The sequence below is a fragment of the Micromonospora humidisoli genome, from assembly GCF_016900955.1.
GTDB classification, from domain to species: domain Bacteria; phylum Actinomycetota; class Actinomycetes; order Mycobacteriales; family Micromonosporaceae; genus Micromonospora; species Micromonospora wenchangensis.
On the sequence record NZ_JAFEUO010000003.1, the window covers coordinates 704,345 to 719,714 of the forward strand.

The window sequence follows — 15,370 nt, forward strand, 5'->3', positions numbered from 1 at the left end:
GACCGGCGACACTAGCTTGTCACCCATGCGTAGCACGATGATGGACGCCCCGCTTCAGGTCGCCCGGATCCTCGAATACGGTGCCACCGTGCACGGCACGGCCGAGGTGGTCACCTGGACGGGGGCCGAGCCGCGCCGGATATCGTACGCCGAGGTGGGGCGGGCGGCGGCCCGGCTGGCCCACGCGTTGCGCGACGAGTGCGGGGTTACCGGCGACGAGCGCGTCGCCACCTTCATGTGGAACAACACCGAGCACCTGGTGGCGTACTTCGCCGTGCCGAGCATGGGCGCGGTGCTGCACACCCTGAACATCAGGCTCTTCCCCGGCCAGGTCGCCTACATCGCCAACCACGCGCAGGACCGGGTGGTACTCGTCGACTCGACGTTGATCCCGCTGCTGGCCCGGGTGCTCGGCGAGCTGACCACGGTGCGGCACGTGGTGGTGGTCGGCGGGGGTGACCCTGAGCCGCTGCGGGCGGTCGCCGGTGACCGGGTCACCTTCCACCACTGGGACGACCTGCTGGCCGGCCGGCCCGAGCACTACGACTGGCCGGAGGTCGACGAGCGGGACGCCGCCGCGCTCTGCTACACCTCCGGCACCATCGGGAACCCCAAGGGGGTCGCGTACTCGCACCGGTCGATCTATCTGCACTCGTTGCAGGTGTGCCTGCCGGAGGGGTTCGGGCTCGGGCCGGGCCACCGGGAGCTGGCCATCGTGCCGATGTTCCACGCGATGTCCTGGGGGTTGCCGTACGCGGCGTTCCTCTCCGGCGCGTCGCTGATCATGCCGGACCGGTTCCTCCAGGCCGCGCCGATCGCCGAGATGATCGCCGCCGAGCGGCCCACCCTGGCCGGTGCGGTGCCGACCATCTGGAACGACCTGCTGGCCTACCTGGATACCCACGACGTGGACACCTCGTCGCTGAAGGAGGTGATCGTCGGCGGTTCGGCGTGCCCGCCCACGCTGATGCGCGCGTTCTCCGAGCGGCACGGCATCGAGGTGATCCACGCCTGGGGGATGACCGAGACGTCCCCGTTGGGGTCGGTGTCCCGGGCCCCGGCCGGGGTGACCGGGGAGGACGCCTGGCGGTTCCGCTACACGCAGGGCCGGATTCCGGCCGGGGTGGCGGCCCGGATCGTCGGCCCGCTGGGTGAGCCGTTGCCCGCCGACGGGACGTCCGTGGGCGAGCTGGAGGTACGCGGCCCGTGGGTGACCGCCCGGTACTTCGGTGACGACGCCCCCGACCCGGAGAAGTTCCACGACGGCTGGCTGCGTACGGGTGACGTGGGCATGCTCTCGCCGGACGGGTTCCTCACCCTCACCGACCGGGCCAAGGACGTGATCAAGTCCGGTGGGGAGTGGATCTCCTCGGTGGAGCTGGAGAACGCGCTGATGGCCCACCCGGACGTGCAGGAGGCCTGCGTGGTGGGGGTGCCCGACCGGCGGTGGGGTGAGCGTCCACTGGCCACCGTGGTGGTCCGTGAGGGCGCGTCGACCAGTGTGGAGCAGCTCCGTGCGTTCCTCGCCGAATCGGTGGCACACTGGCAGCTGCCGGAACGGTGGGCGGTCATCGACGCGGTGCCCAGGACCAGCGTGGGCAAGTTCGACAAGAAGGTGGTGCGTTCGCGGTACGCCGCCGGCGACCTGGAGGTACGGGAGCTGGCGGGGCCGTAACACTTTTCGGCGACTCGTCGCCGATGGGGTAGGGACGTCACTCCTGAAACATCCCTCCCCAGGGGCGGCCCCGGCGTTCGCACCGCGCCGGGGCCGCCCTTCCTTGCGGGGTGACCCGCCATGCCATTGTTGCGATAATTACTCGCGTCTGTCCGGGTGATTGCGAAATGTCCTCAGATTCACCGGTCGGCGGTGTCCGGAACTACTGCCCGGCGGTGTCCAGCAGCACCTTCCCCACCACCGCGTCCTCCACCGCCCGGTGCGCGTCGGCGGCCTGCGCCAACGGGAAACGGTGCAACGGCAGGCCGGCCTCACCGCCCACCCGTACCGCCCCCTGGGCGACCGCCGCCGCCACGTCGGTCACCGCCTGCGCCTTGGCCGCCTTCGGCGCGGTGTAGACCAGCACGAACTGCCAGCGGGCGTTCGGGGCCATCAACGGCCGGATCGGCAGGGTCACCTCGCCACCACCGTCGTCGGCGTAGACGCAGACCGCCCCGCCGGCCCGCAGCACCTGTACGTCGACGGCGGCGTTGCGGGCGGCGGAGACCTCGACGATCGTGTGCACCCCGTCGGGCGAGACCTTGCGGACCTCGTCGACCACGTTCTGCTCCCGGTAATTGATCACGAAGGAGGCTCCGGCCGCCGCCGCGAGCTGCGCCTTCTCCGGGCTGCTCACCGTCGCGATGACGCAGGCGTCGGCCCAGCGGGCCAACTGGATCGCCGCGTTGCCCACCGCGCCCGCCCCGCCCTGCACCAGCACCACGTGGTCACTGAGCGCCCCCGCGTGCAGGGTGTCCGGCATGTACTCCCCGACGGTCAGGCAGCGGTGCGCGGTGAGGAACGGGATGCCCAGGCAGGCACCCAGCTCGAAGGAGGCGTCCCCGAGCGGCACCACCTGCCGGACCGGCACCACCGTGTACTCGGCGGCCGTACCCCACGGGCGCTGCCAGGCCGCCTCCCAGACCCACACCCGTTCCCCGGCCAGGCCCTGGTCGACCCCCGCGCCGACCGCCTCCACCACGCCCGCCCCGTCCTGCCCCGGGGTCTGCCAGCCGACCGGCAGCGGCTGCTGCCGGCGGCTCTTCCAGTCGGTCGGGTTCACCCCGGCCACCGCCAGCCGGACCAGCACCTCCCCCGGGCCCGGCTCCGGCACCGGCCGGTCGACCAGCCGGAGCACCGACGGGTCACCGGTGCGTTCGTACACGATCGTCTGCATGCCGTCTCCTCAGGCCGCCGGTTTGAGCACCACCTTCGAGTAGCCCGCCTCGCGGCGGTCGAAACGCTGGTACGCGTCCGGTGCCGCGTCCAGCGGCAACTCCTTGCTCACCACGAAACTCGGCGTGGCCCGCCCCGCCATGATCAGGTTCCGTAGGTACTCGTTGTAGGTCTTCACGTTGGCCTGCCCGGTCCCCATCCGCAGGCCCTTCTCGAAGAGCTTGCCCATCTTGAACAGCAGCTCACCCTTGCCGGAGTGCTCGTCCGGCGCACCCGGGTCGTTGGCCAGATAGAGGCCGACCACGCCGATCGCGCCGGTCGCCCGGACCACCTCGACCAGGCTGTTCAACACCGAGGCCGGATGCTCCACACCGCCCTCCCCGGTGGCCTGGTAGCCGACCGCGTCCACCCCGTGGTCGGTGCCCACCCCGTCGGTCCGGTCGAAGATCTGGGCGACCGGGTCCCCGGCCGAGAAGTCGATCGGGGTCGCCCCGATCGACTCGGCCAGCCGCAGCCGGTCCGGCACCTTGTCCACCAGGAACACCTCGGCGGCACCCATCAGGACCGCCGAGTACGCGGCCATCAGCCCGACCGGCCCACCACCCATCACGGTGATGTTCTCGCCCGGCCGTAGCCCGGTCATCGCCACCCCGTGGTAGCCGGTGGGGAAGATGTCGGCGAGCATCGCGTAGTCGTTCTCGTGCTCGGTGCCGGGCGGGAGCTTCAGGCAGTTGAAGTCGGCGAACGGCACCCGCAGGTACTCCGCCTGCCCACCCCGGTACGGCCCCATCGCCACGTAGCCGTACGCGCCACCGGCGAAGCCGGGGTTGACGGTGAGGCAGAAGCCGGTCTTCTGTTCCCGGCAGTTGCGGCAGAACCCGCACGCCACGTTGAACGGCATCGACACCCGGTCGCCGACCCTGATCCCGCGTACCCCGGTGCCGGCCTCGACCACCGTGCCCATGTTCTCGTGGCCGAAGACGATGCCCGGTTCGGCGAGCGTGCGCCCCTCGTACATGTGCAGGTCCGAGCCGCAGATCGCGGTCGTGGTGATCTGCACGACGACGTCGTCCGGGTGCTCGATGCGCGGGTCCTCGACGTCGTTGACCGCCACCTCGTGCGGCCCCTGGTACACCACAGCTCTCATGGTCCCGACGCTAGGCGGCCCGGCCGGGTCACGGGGGCGGTTTCAGTCGAGCCGGTCCACCACCTCCGGGGTGAGGTCGTGCACCGAGGAGAGCACCGTCGCGGCCAGCTCCGCCGCGTCCGGGTCCAGCGGGTACGACCCGTGCGGCACCGCGATCACCCGCATCCCGGCGGCGGCGGCCGAGCGGACCCCGTTGGAGGAGTCCTCCACGGCGGCACACCGGGCCGGGTCGACCCCGAGCCGTTCGGCGACGGCCAGGTACACGTCGGGCGCGGGCTTGCCCCGGGCGGTCCGCTCGGTCGACAGGGTCACCCGGAACTCGGCGGTGAGGTCCGCGGCGGCCAGTGCCGCCGCGATCAGCCGGGTCGGCGAGGAACTGGCCAACCCCAGCGGCCACCGCGCGGCCAACCGGCGCACCACCAGGTCGGCGTCGTCGATCAGCGGTACGCGCACCGCGTACCGCCGGGCCATCTCCTCGACGACGTCCACGGCGACCTGCTCGGCGCTGCGGTCGACGCCCAGCTCACCGCTGAGGTACTCGGCCCACTCACCGGTGCTCATCCCCATCAGCCGCCGCTGGGTGTCGGGCTGCCAGGTGCCGCCCCGCGCCGCCACGTACGCCCGGCGCACCTCCTCCCAGACCGGCTCCGAGTCCACGATCACGCCGTCCAGGTCGAACACCACCGCATCCACCGTCACCCCGCCATCCTCCCCGACCCCGCCCGACCCCGGTCGCCCGGTGTCGGCGTGTGGTGGCCCCGGCGGGGTCAGTCCTCGTCGGCGGGGCTGGGCCGGTTCGTGGCGATCCACGCTGTTCGTCAACCAGCGCTGCCTCGCCGATCATGGAGTTGTGGTGGGTAACAAAACGCCCGTAAAACCCCCAAAATCGGCACCACAACTCCATGATCGCCAAGCGGGACCACCCTTCCTGTCGCTGGTTGGCCAGCCGCTCATGGGGTTGGCGCAACGGTGTTGCGACGGCCCTCCGGGGTCCCTCGCCCTCTATCTGGGTGGGCCGTGAGTCGTGACCGGGCAGCTGAGGACCTGCGATGGCCACACTCCGCGCGGGGTGACCTGATCCAGGTGGGCCGGGCTGCCAGCGTGCAGTTCGTCAAGCCCATCCGGTGCCGGGTCATCCGGGTGTTGGACTGGATCACCTACGACGGCTGGTGCTGGCTCGACGTCTACCAACTGGACGACAGGGGCGACGCGGTGGCCCGACGGTCGATCTTCGTACGGCCGGCGGGGTTGGTCGTCCACCGCCGGACCGTCCCCGTTCCGGTCGGGCAGCAGCGGCGGTCCGGCTCGACCGTGCGGCCCCGAACTCAGCGGTAGGCGGCGGCCTGGGTGCCGTAGAGGGTGGCGTACACGCCGTCGAGGCGGATCAGCTCGTCGTGGGTGCCCACCTCGCGTACCCCGCCCTCACCGATCACGATGATCAGGTCGGCGGTGCGGACCGTCGAGAAGCGGTGCGACACGAACACCGTCACCCCGCCGCTGTCGGCGGCGACCCGGGCCGCCCCGTCGGCGTACCTGGCGAACAACCGGTGCTCGGCCTCGGCGTCCAGCGCCGACGCCGGCTCGTCCAGCACCATCAGCAGCGGGGCGTCACGCATCATCGCCCGGCCGAGCGCCAACTGCTGCCACTGCCCGCCGGAGGCGTCCACCCCGCCGTCGGCGTGGCTGCGCCCCAGCCGGGTGTCCAGCCCGTACGGCAGCTTGTCGGCGACCTCGCTGTGCGCGCGGGCCAGGCCGGTGCGGACCGCGTCGTCGTCGGTGGCCCGGGGCAGGTCCCCGATGCCGACCGCCAGCCGGGCGGTCAGCTCCGGCCGCGCGTAGTCCTGGAACGCGGCGGTGGTCCGCGCCCGCCAGGCGGCCAGGTCGAGGTGCCGCAGGTCGACCCCGTCGACCAGGATCGCCCCCCGGTCGGGCTCGTAGAACCGGTTGAGCAGCTTGACCAGCGTGGTCTTGCCCGCGCCGTTCTCGCCCACCACCGCCACCGTGCTGCCGGCGGGCAGCAGCAGGTCGACGTCGCGCAGCACCGGTTCCGCCGCGCCCGGGTAGCTGAAGGTGACCTGCCGCAGCCGGATGCCCTCCAGCAGGCGCGCGGGCGGGAGCAGCGGCGTGGCGGGCGCGTCGGGCGGGGTGACCGGCTGCGGCACCAGCTCACGCACCTCGTCCAGGCGTTGCAGGGACCGGCCGCTGCGCGCCAACTGCTGGGTGATCGTCACGGCGGCGGCGACCTGATGGTTGAGCTGCGAGGCGAGCATGATCGCCAACACCACGTCGCCGACGTCCGCCCGGCCGCGTACGGCGTCGCGGACGACCAGGACCAGGGCGGCGACGTAGCCGAGGGCGAACACGGCCTGCCCGGCGGCCCGCCACAGCCCGGCGGTCAGCTCGCCGCGCCACAGCCGGGCGGTGGCCCGCTGCCAGTGCGTGGCGTAGCGCTGCTGGAGATGCCCCTCCAGGCCCAACAGGCGCAGCTCCTTGGCCGAGGCCGCCGTGGTGGTCAGCTCGAACAGGTGCCGGGCCTGCCGGGTGTCGACGACGCTGTCCGCACGGGCCCGGTCGGCGGCGGCCTGCGCCCGGCGACCGGCCAGCACCGGCAGCGCGGCCAGCAGCGGCAGCAGCACCAGCGCCGGATGGGTCAGGGTGAGCAGCACGGTGGTCAGCAGCAGGCCGACCGCCAGCGACCCGCCGGTCAGCAGCGCCTGGAGGCCCTCGCCGATGCGTTGCAGCTCGTCCTGGGCCAACGCCATCCGGTCGGCGTGCTCGGGCCGCTCGTGGTGGTCGAGGTACGGGGTGCCGTTGCTGATCTCGATGAGCTGCTCGTCGGTGCTGAGCACGTTGAGCTCGGACACCTCGAAGTACCCGATGTGGGCGAAGTGCGCGCAGGTCAGCGCCGCGATCGCGGCCACCGCGACGGCCAGCCCCGCCCAGGCCGCCGCCCCGGCCCGGCCGGCCGCCGCCGCGTTCGTGAGGTGCTTGAGCGCCACCGCGCTCGCCGGCACCGCCACCGCGTTGCCCGCCATCAACGCCAGCGCCACGGCCATCTTGCGCCGGTCCTGCCGCCACGACAGCCGCAGCAGCCCGGTGATCGCCCGCAGCATCGCTCAGCCCACCCGCTGCGCCAGCGGACCGGCGCCCTCGTCGGTCTCCCGGTCGGCCCCGCCGGTGTCCCGGTCCGCGTCGTCCTCGGCGAACCGCTCCGCCTGGAGGGTGAACATCGCCGCGTACCGGCCGCCCGCCGCCATCAGCTCGTCGTGGCTGCCCTGCTCGACGACCCGCCCCCCGTCGAGCAGGACGATCCGGTCGGCCAGCCGGACGCTGGACAGCCGGTGCGAGATGAGCACCGTCGTGCGGCCCCGGGTCAGCTCGGCGAATCGGGCGAAGAACTCGGCCTCGGCCCGCACGTCCAGCGCCGCCGTGGGCTCGTCCAACACCAGCACCGTGCTCCCGTGGTAGAGCGCGAACAGGGCACGGGCGATGGCGATGCGCTGCCACTGCCCGCCGGACAGGTCGACCCCGCCGTCGTACGCGCGCGACAGCAGCGTGTCCAGGCCGTCCGGCAGCGCGTCGAGGGTGTCGAGCAGCCCGGCCGCCTCCGCCGCACGGCGGATCCCGGCCCGGTCGTCGAGATGCTCCACCGCGCCGAACCCGATGTTGGCCGCCACCGACAGCTCGTAGCGGACGAAGTCCTGGAACACCACGGCGATCCGCCGCTGCCAGTCCCGGGCCGGCAGATCGGCGAGGTCGACGCCGTCGGCGCGCACCGCACCGGCGTCCGGCGAGTAGAGCCGGGCCAGCAGTTTCACCAGGGTCGTCTTGCCCGCGCCGTTCACCCCGACCAGGGCGGTGCAGCGTCCGGCGGGGATGTGCAGGTCCAGACCGTCGACCACCGGAGTGGCAGAGCCCGGGTAGCCGAAGCGCACCCCGGCGAAGTCGATGGCCGGGGCGGTGGTGGCGGGCGGCCCGGCACGGCCCCGGTCGGCGGGTTCCGGGTAGCGGGCCATGGCCTGCTCGAACGCGGTGATGGCGGTCGCGGCGTTCATGCCGTACTGGGTCTGGGTGTCGGAGTCCGGGTAGAACTCGCCCAGCCGGATCAGGGCCAGCACCGCCTGCAACACCAGCGCCAGCGCGGCCAGGTCGTACGCCCCGTCGGCGGCACGCACCCCGGCCAGCGCCAGCACCGCCGCGACGCCGACCAGCCCCACCGCCGTGTACGCCAGGTAGGGCCGCAGGTAGATCCGGCGGCGCTCGGCCCAGACGGGAGCCAGGGCCCGGCGGTAGACCTGCCGGTAGCGTTCGGTCAGCCAGCCGGTGAGCCCGAAGACCCGCAGCTCCTTGGCGGCGGCCGGGCCCATCGCCAGCCCCCGCAGGTAGCGGCTCTCCCGGCGCAGGGCCGCCACGTCGCGGATGACCCGGGCGTAACGCCGCAACCCGCCACGCTGGCCGTGCCGGAACAGCAGCACCACCGCCAGCATGACCGCCGCCGCCCACGGCCCCAGCACCACCGCCACCACCACCGTGAACCCGGCGACCTGGGTGTACGGCCCGACGAGGGCGATCAACCCGGCGTACGCGGCACCCGGGGTGCGGAACGCGAACCGCAGCTCGTGCCCGGCCTCGCCCAGCTCGTCCAGCACCGCCGGGTCCTCCAGCGGGGTGATCTCCCGGGTCGACAACGACGCCTGGATGAGCCGCCGGTACATGTGCCCGTCGACGCGGCGGCTGAGCTGCTCGGCGACGGCCTTCTGCGCCGCCTCCGCCAACTGCGCCACGATCAGCGCCGCTCCGGCGACGGCCAGCGGCCACCACACCCCGGCCGCCCCGGCGGTGCCGTGCAGCACCGGGCCGATCCGGCCGACGGTGGTGCTGACGGCGATCGCGAAGACGACCGGCAGCACCCCCCGGGTCACGCTGAGCGCCAGCGCGACGGCACTCCAACCGGCTCCGGCGGCGGGCCACTGCCGGGCGATGCGCAGCCGGGCGGCGACGGCCGCACGCCACGGCCCGACGCCGGAGGGGGAGGCGGTCATCACGGTCAGCCGAAGATCTCGTCCCGCAGGGGCGCGGGCAGGTCCAGCTCCTGCGCACAGGACCGCACCGAGACCTCGTACGACTCCACCACCTCGGCGCTGTCGGCCACGGCCAGCTCCGCGTCGGTCAGCACCGTCACCGACCGGGCCCGGAAGCGGTACTCGTCGGCGTTGCCGTGCAGACCGGGTACGACGTAGGGCTCCGGCTCCACCGGGTTGTGGATCTTTGACTGGTCGGAGTTGAGGTCACCGGCCGCACCCCAACCGGTGAGCATCTCCGGCCGGTACAGGTGACCGATGCCGAGGCGGTCGAACAACCGGGACACCGTCTCCTGCGGGGCGCGACTGCACTCGTACGGGAAGTGCGTCACCGCCAGCCCCTCGGCGGCGGCCCAGGCCCGCATCCGCGCGTAGTTGAGCGTGCTGAGCACGAAGTTCTCCACCACCCGCTCCCGCCCGATCTTGCCCTCCCACTTGGCCATCCACGAGTCGAGCGAGGCGCGCGGCTGCCGGTCCAGCACCAGCAGGCGCAGCCGGTCGACCGGCCAGCCGGCCTCGACGAGGCAGCGGGCCGGGTTGAACAGCGCCTCGAACGGCACGTACGGCCCGGCCATCTCCTTGGCGAACAACACCGGCTCGCCGTCGGGCAGCTTCCACGGCGAACCCTCGCCACCGGTGAGCACGAACCGGCCGATGGTCTTGACCGGCTGGTAGTAGGCCGCCGCCCGCGCCATGCCGAACAGGTTGGTCACGGCGGTCGAGCCGACCCGGCAGCGTCCCCAGCCGAGCACCAGCAGCGGAAAGTCGTCCGGGCTGCGACCGGCGAACCCGTCCCGCAGGGTGGCCACGATCCGGGCGGTCACCTTGTCGACGGTGGTGGTGACGACCTGGTAGCGGTCGTCGGGCGGCAGCGCGACGGTGGTGAGCGCGTCGTCGCCTGTGGCGGCCAGCCGGCGCAGCAGCGGATAGGGATCGGTCATCGGGACTCCCGGTGGTCGGAGGGGCGGGTGCGGCCGAGTTCGAGCAGCGCGGCGACGTCCCGCAGGGCCACCGGACGCAGCGCGGCCTCGCACAGCAGCGTCTCGACGCCCCGCAGCACCCGCTCGCAGACCGAGCCGGGCACCCGCCGGGTGTCGGCCAGCAACTGCAGCGCGCAGCCACCTGCCAGGTAGGGCATGGCCAGGAAGAAGGTCATGTCGTGCCGGGCCACGGCGGCGACCTGCCGCACGGTGGTCTGCGCCGCCAGGGCGGTCAGCGTGGCCCGGTCGGGCGGCCCCGCCGGCACGTCGAAGTCGCGACCCAGGCGGGCGTCGTTGAAGTACACCGACAGGTCGGCCTGCGCGCCCTCGGCCGCGATCAGCTCGTCCAGGGCGTCCGGCGGATAGGTGGCGTGGAAGTAGGACTCCGTCGAGTCGCGGTAGCAGCGCCGCACGGCGTCGTCGACGTCACCGTTGCCGATCTCGAAGACCAGCAGCGCGTTCTGGGCTATACCGGTGGCCAGTTGCCGCTGGCGGGGGGTGTTCCGGTTGCCGGCGATCAGCTTCACCACGGCCCGGTCCCGGCCGGTCAACGCCGCCTGGACCAGCAGCGCGGCGGTCAGCACCACGGTGGACGACGACGCACCCGTCCGCTCGGCCAGCGCGCCGGCCGCCGCCGCCACGGCGGTGGACTCCATCCGCCAGGTGACGACCGGCAGCGGGCCGGCGTCCTGCTCCGGCCCGTCGAAGATCCGCTGCGGCACCAGGGGCAGCCGCTCCCGCCAGTACGCCAGGGACCGGGCGGCCCGGCGCTGCCCGGCCGGCGACGCCTCGTAGCCGGCCTGATCCAGCGGCTGCCAGCCCGGCGCGGGCAGGGTCCGTTCGCCCTCGATCAGGGTGCGCAGTTCCGCCAACAGCAGCTCCAGCGACCAGCCGTCCAGCGACACGTGCGAGGCGGCCACGGCCACCGCCTCGACCAGCCCGTCGACGCGCAGCAGCGCCCACCGGACCGGCCAGTCCCGGTCCAGCCGGAACGCGGTGCCGGCCAGTTCGGCGGCGGCGGCGTCCGCCGCCTCCGGCAGGTCGGCGGCTGTGGTGTCCCGCACCAGTGGCGCGTACGACCCGTCGGCGAGCAGGTGCTGGCGGGGCCCGTCGGCGTCCTCGGTCATCAGGGTCCGCAGCACCTGGTGCCGCAGCGCCAGCGCCGACCAGGCCGTGGTGACCCGCTCGATGGTGACCGGGGCGGTCAGCCGCAGCACCCGCCGGATGTTGAAGTCCCGGCTGGCCTCGCCGAACCACTGCATCGGCCGGTACATGGCCAGCTGTCCCCAGGTCAGCGGCGCGGAACCGGTGGACCCCCCGGAGAACCGGGCCTGGACCGCCGCGTCCCCGACCGCCGGCTGGCCGGTGTCCGCGTGCGGGGACCGGTCCGGCTGTTCCCCGGCGGGCGTCGCCGTGGCCACGGGGGTCGGCAGTTGGTGGTCGGGCATCCCGGCGGCCAGGGCGCGCACCGTGCGCCTGTCGAACAGGTCGGCGATGCCCACCGGCAGGCCCAGCTCCTCGTCCAGCCGGGTGACGACCTCGACCACCTGCATGGAGTCGCCGCCGAGTTCGAAGAAGTCGTCGTCGACACCGAGCCGGTCCACCCGAAGCACCGCGCCGACCACCCCGGCCACCGCCGTCTCCAGCTCACCCGAGGGCGGGACGTACGTGGTGCTCAGCGCGGGCCGTACCGTCGGCGTGGTGGGCAGCCGACGGGTGTCGACCTTGCCGTTCGGGGTGAGCGGGTACTGCGCCACGTACAGGAACCGGCTCGGGACGGACGCCTCCGGCAGCAGACCGGCGGCGTGGGCGCGCAGCTGCGCCTCGGTCGGCCGGGGCTCCTCCTCAGACCGCAGGTAGGCGACCAGGTGCAGGTCGTGGCCGTCGGGTTCGGCGATCACCACCGCCTCGGCGACGCCGGGGCAACGGCGCAGCGCGTCCTCGACGGCGGGCGGTTCGACGCGCTGGCCCCGGATCTTCACCTGCCGGTCGGCGCGGCCGAGCACGTCCAGCACCCCGTCCGGGTCCAGCCGGCCCAGGTCCCCGGTGCGCAGCAGCCGCCGCCCGTCGCCACCCGGGTGCGGGATCCACCGCTGGGCGGTCAGCACCGGCTGGCCGTGGTAGCCCCGGCCGATCACCGCCCCGCCGAGGCAGATTTCGCCGGTCTGCCCCGGCGGCGCGGGCCGGCCCTGCTCGTCGAGGATGTGCACCTCGGCGTTGGGGATGGGGGCACCGACCGGCAGCCGCCGCCCGACCGTACGGTTCGCGCCGATCCAGTACCAGGTCGCGCCGACGGTCTCGCTCATGCCGTAGTGGTTGCCGAAGCCCGACTTGGGGCTGCCGCTGATCCACGCGTCGAACTCGGGGGTCAGATAGAGCGGCTCGCTGCCGATCATCACCTGGCGGGCGACGTCGTCGACGCCACCGAGCGCGGTCATCGCCCGCACGTGCGACGGGGTGAGCTTCAGGAACCCGCACGGGGCGGCGGCGGTCAACGCGATCAGGTCGTCGAACGCGACCGGCTCGGGCGCGACCTCCAGCTCCCAGTCCGCGACCAGCGCCGTGAACAGCGTCATCACCGACCCGACGAAGTACAGCGGGGCGTGCAGCACCGCCCGCTCCCCGGGCTGGAACGCGAACTCCCCGGCGCACCAGTGCACGTAGTTGACGAGCTGCCGGTGGGTGCCGAGCACCCCCTTGGGGGCGCCGCTGGTGCCGGAGGTGTACATGATGAACGCCAGGTTCTCGATCCGGCAGCCGCCGTCACCGTCGTCACCCACCGGCTCCGGCAGGTCGGTCACGTCGAGCACGGTCGACGGGTAGCCGGCGTCCACGAGGCCCCGGTGCTCCGGGCCGGTCAGCAGCACCGGATCGCCCGCGTCGGCGAGGATCCGGGCCCGCCGGTCCGCCGGGTCGTGCACCGACAGCGGCAGGTACGCCGACCCGGCGGCCAGCACCGCGAGGATCGCCACCACCGCGTCCACCGAGCGGGGGAGCAGCACCGCGACCGGCGTCTCCGGCCCGGCCCCGTGGCCCCGCAGCACCCGGGCGGCGTGCCGGACCCGGGCCCGCAGCTCCCCGGCGGTGACCGCGACCCCGGCGCAGCGCACCGCGACGCGCTCCGGATCGGCGGCCAGCGCCCGGTCGACGAGGACGTGCAGCGGGGTGTCGCCGAACGGGCGGCGGGGGCCGGTGGCGACCGACGACGCAGCGTCCACCGTGGCCGGCCCGGTCCGGGCGGCGGGGCCGCCGTCGGCACCCCCGGGGGTACGCAGCGAGGCGGGCCGCAGGTCGGTCCAGTGTGCCGCGACGTGCTCCAGGCACGCCTCGACCGGCCCGGTGAAGACCGTCGTCCAGCCGCCCGGCAGCGGCCGGTCCGCCGGCCAGAGGGAGTACTGGTCCTCGCCGTTGACGACGACCTGGTGCGGGTCGACGCTCACGCGGGCCCCCCGACCGTCTGCCGTGCCGCGTCGAGCCGGTCGACGGGGTGCCGCCAGGCTTCCTTGGTGTACCAGTCGCCGCCGAACGAGTCGATCGTCGGGGTCCAGCCGTCGTGCGCGTCGGCGTAGCCGGCGACCTCCCGCCAGAACACGTCCACCAGCGCCGAGTACCGGCAGGCGGTCCGCAGGTCGGCCAGGGTGAACGGCGGCCCGTCCATGCGGACCAGGCGGATGTCGAACGCGCCCCGGTACTGCCGGCCGCCGACCGTGAACGGTTGCTTCCACATCGCCGCCCCGGGGGCCCGCAGGGTGTAGCGGACGCGGGAGGTGCTGTGTCCACCGTGGCGCAGGTCGCCCCACTCGGCGATGTCGGGCACCAGCGGCGGGAAGAAGTAGTGCCGCTGCCGGGGCACCTCGACCCGGTCGAAGTTGCCGGGCACGAAGTGCCAACGGTTGTACATCATCCGCTGGGCGACCTGCCACAGGATGTCGGTGACGGCGGGGGCGGGCAGGTCCGCTGCCATCTGAGGGCTGGGCAGCACGCAGCAGAAGAAGTCGGGCTTCTTCAGCCCCGCCACCTCCTCGTCGTACCGCCCGGCCGGACCGTCGAGGCGGGACAGGTCGCGGATGCCGCTGGACATGCCATAGTCGGCGCGGCTGCCGACGACCGCGCCCAGCACGATGCCCTCCAGGATGCCGGTCAGCTCGCGCTCGTCGCCGCCCGTGTGCACCCTGTGCAGGGCGGCGGCGGTGGCACGTCGTACCCAGGAGGCGGCGTCCTCGCCGTCGACAGGCGCGGGCCGGACGCCGGTCAGGGTCGGCGGCAGCTCGACCTGGCTGCGCTGCCCCTCCTGCCAGGGCAGCAGGTACTCGTCCTTGGCGTAGGTCAGGCCGTTGATCCGCCGGTAGCGGATGTGACCGCTGCCGTCGACGAGTTCGACCAGCTCACCGGCGAGCGTGGCCAACTCGGCCAGGGTCGCGGTGCTCAACTCCCCGGTGCTCAGCTCCCCGGTGGTGTGCCCGTCGAGCGCGCGCAGGTACTCCGCACAGCGGGTGGTCAGCACCTTGCGGAGGCTGACCGCGTTGAGCTGGCGGCCGTTGAACTCCTCGAACCGGACCGCCCGGCCGGTGCGGAACAGCAACTGGATGGACGCGACGAAGAGCCGCTCCTCCGGGCTCCAGTCGGCCGGTGGGCGACCCCGCAACGCGGGCAGCACGCCGTCGCGGATGAGGGTGCTGGAGCCGGAGTCGGAGCGGGAGAACACCCGACGCTCGACGAAGATCAGGACGGTCTCGACCCGTTCGACCCAGTCGATGACCTCCTCCAGCCGCTCCGCCAGGCTGCCGTCGGCGTCCCAGGTGCGCAGCATCCGGTCGAGTTCGCGGCGCTGGTGCTCCTCCTCGGCCTGGGCCGGCAGCCACTCCTCGTCGATCATCTCGACCATCCACCCGGGCAGGGCGAGTTCGGCCACCACCTCCTCGACCGGCACGTCGCCGCGCGCCGGTTCGTGGATGGTCAGCTTGCCCAACGCCGAGTGGGCCAGCACGAACCCGGCGGGGGAGGCGTCGGCGTCCGGTGCGGTCAGCCGGAGGTGCTGCCGGCCGAGCAGGTGCCTGACGATCGCCTGTTCGCGCAGGGTCAGGCCGTCGAAGGCGGACCGGAAGGGCACCTTGCCCGCCATGGTGAGCAGTCGCAGCACGGCCGTCTGGGCGCTGCCGCCGAACAGTTCGACGGGATCACGCACGTCGCGCAGTTCCTGGCTCCACTGGTCGAATTTCGTACGTCGCACGGTCCCGCCTTTCTCGACCAGGGCAGGCTGCGGCGTTCGCAC

The 15,370-nt window shown here is 73.4% G+C and carries 10 protein-coding genes; 2 read left to right on the top strand and 8 right to left on the bottom strand.

Features of this window, described 5'->3' with window-relative positions; genetic code table 11:
- Positions 1–25 precede the first annotated feature (25 nt).
- Positions 26–1,675: a fatty acid--CoA ligase gene (locus tag JQN84_RS14095; RefSeq protein WP_204958785.1), complete on the top strand. Its 1,650-nt coding sequence runs from the start codon at positions 26–28 to the stop codon at positions 1,673–1,675.
- Positions 1,676–1,877: 202 nt separating this feature from the next.
- Here JQN84_RS14095 and JQN84_RS14100 read toward each other — a convergent pair whose 3' ends face one another.
- From JQN84_RS14100 to JQN84_RS14110, 3 genes are read right to left on the bottom strand one after another with little or no spacing between them, the layout of a single operon-like run.
- Positions 1,878–2,891 (bottom strand): NADPH:quinone reductase, encoded by a 1,014-nt coding sequence (locus JQN84_RS14100; RefSeq protein WP_204958786.1) that lies wholly within the window; start codon positions 2,889–2,891, stop codon positions 1,878–1,880.
- 9 nt (positions 2,892–2,900) lie between these two features.
- Positions 2,901–4,037 carry a glutathione-independent formaldehyde dehydrogenase gene (locus JQN84_RS14105; protein WP_204958787.1) on the bottom strand — a complete coding sequence of 379 codons (1,137 nt, stop codon included), beginning with the start codon at positions 4,035–4,037 and terminating at the stop codon, positions 2,901–2,903.
- 42 nt (positions 4,038–4,079) lie between these two features.
- A complete protein-coding gene (locus JQN84_RS14110) occupies positions 4,080–4,736 on the bottom strand; it encodes an HAD family hydrolase (protein WP_204958788.1) in 657 nt (218 codons plus the stop codon).
- A 384-nt stretch (positions 4,737–5,120) separates the two neighbouring features.
- Between JQN84_RS14110 and JQN84_RS14115 the strand changes: the two genes are divergently transcribed.
- Complete coding sequence (locus JQN84_RS14115; RefSeq protein ID WP_372445977.1) at positions 5,121–5,372, top strand: hypothetical protein; 252 nt, start codon at positions 5,121–5,123, stop codon at positions 5,370–5,372.
- On the opposite strand, the gene JQN84_RS14120 is transcribed toward JQN84_RS14115, so the two are convergent.
- From JQN84_RS14120 to JQN84_RS32275, 5 genes are read right to left on the bottom strand one after another with little or no spacing between them, the layout of a single operon-like run.
- A complete protein-coding gene (locus JQN84_RS14120; RefSeq protein WP_204958789.1) occupies positions 5,363–7,150 on the bottom strand; it encodes an ABC transporter ATP-binding protein in 1,788 nt (595 codons plus the stop codon). The genes JQN84_RS14115 and JQN84_RS14120 overlap by 10 nt on opposite strands.
- Positions 7,151–7,153: 3 nt before the next feature.
- Complete coding sequence (locus JQN84_RS14125; protein ID WP_204958790.1) at positions 7,154–9,079, bottom strand: ABC transporter ATP-binding protein; 1,926 nt, start codon at positions 9,077–9,079, stop codon at positions 7,154–7,156.
- Between the two features lie 5 nt (positions 9,080–9,084).
- Positions 9,085–10,059, bottom strand: coding sequence for a hypothetical protein (locus JQN84_RS14130; RefSeq protein ID WP_204958791.1), 975 nt, complete (start codon positions 10,057–10,059; stop codon positions 9,085–9,087).
- Positions 10,056–13,538 carry an AMP-binding protein gene (locus tag JQN84_RS14135; protein WP_204958792.1) on the bottom strand — a complete coding sequence of 1,161 codons (3,483 nt, stop codon included), beginning with the start codon at positions 13,536–13,538 and terminating at the stop codon, positions 10,056–10,058. The genes JQN84_RS14130 and JQN84_RS14135 overlap by 4 nt, the downstream gene beginning before the upstream one ends.
- Positions 13,535–15,328 carry a hypothetical protein gene (locus JQN84_RS32275; protein ID WP_204958793.1) on the bottom strand — a complete coding sequence of 598 codons (1,794 nt, stop codon included), beginning with the start codon at positions 15,326–15,328 and terminating at the stop codon, positions 13,535–13,537. Before JQN84_RS32275 ends, JQN84_RS14135 begins: the two co-directional genes overlap by 4 nt.
- Positions 15,329–15,370: the final 42 nt, after the last annotated feature.

Coding starts and splice junctions, on each gene's coding strand:
- JQN84_RS14095 (WP_204958785.1), top strand. CDS start 26: ATGCGTAGCACGATGATGGACGCCCCGCTTCAGGTCGCCCGGATCCTC.
- JQN84_RS14100 (WP_204958786.1), bottom strand. CDS start 2,891: ATGCAGACGATCGTGTACGAACGCACCGGTGACCCGTCGGTGCTCCGG.
- JQN84_RS14105 (WP_204958787.1), bottom strand. CDS start 4,037: ATGAGAGCTGTGGTGTACCAGGGGCCGCACGAGGTGGCGGTCAACGAC.
- JQN84_RS14120 (WP_204958789.1), bottom strand. CDS start 7,150: ATGCTGCGGGCGATCACCGGGCTGCTGCGGCTGTCGTGGCGGCAGGAC.
- JQN84_RS14125 (WP_204958790.1), bottom strand. CDS start 9,079: ATGACCGCCTCCCCCTCCGGCGTCGGGCCGTGGCGTGCGGCCGTCGCC.
- JQN84_RS14130 (WP_204958791.1), bottom strand. CDS start 10,059: ATGACCGATCCCTATCCGCTGCTGCGCCGGCTGGCCGCCACAGGCGAC.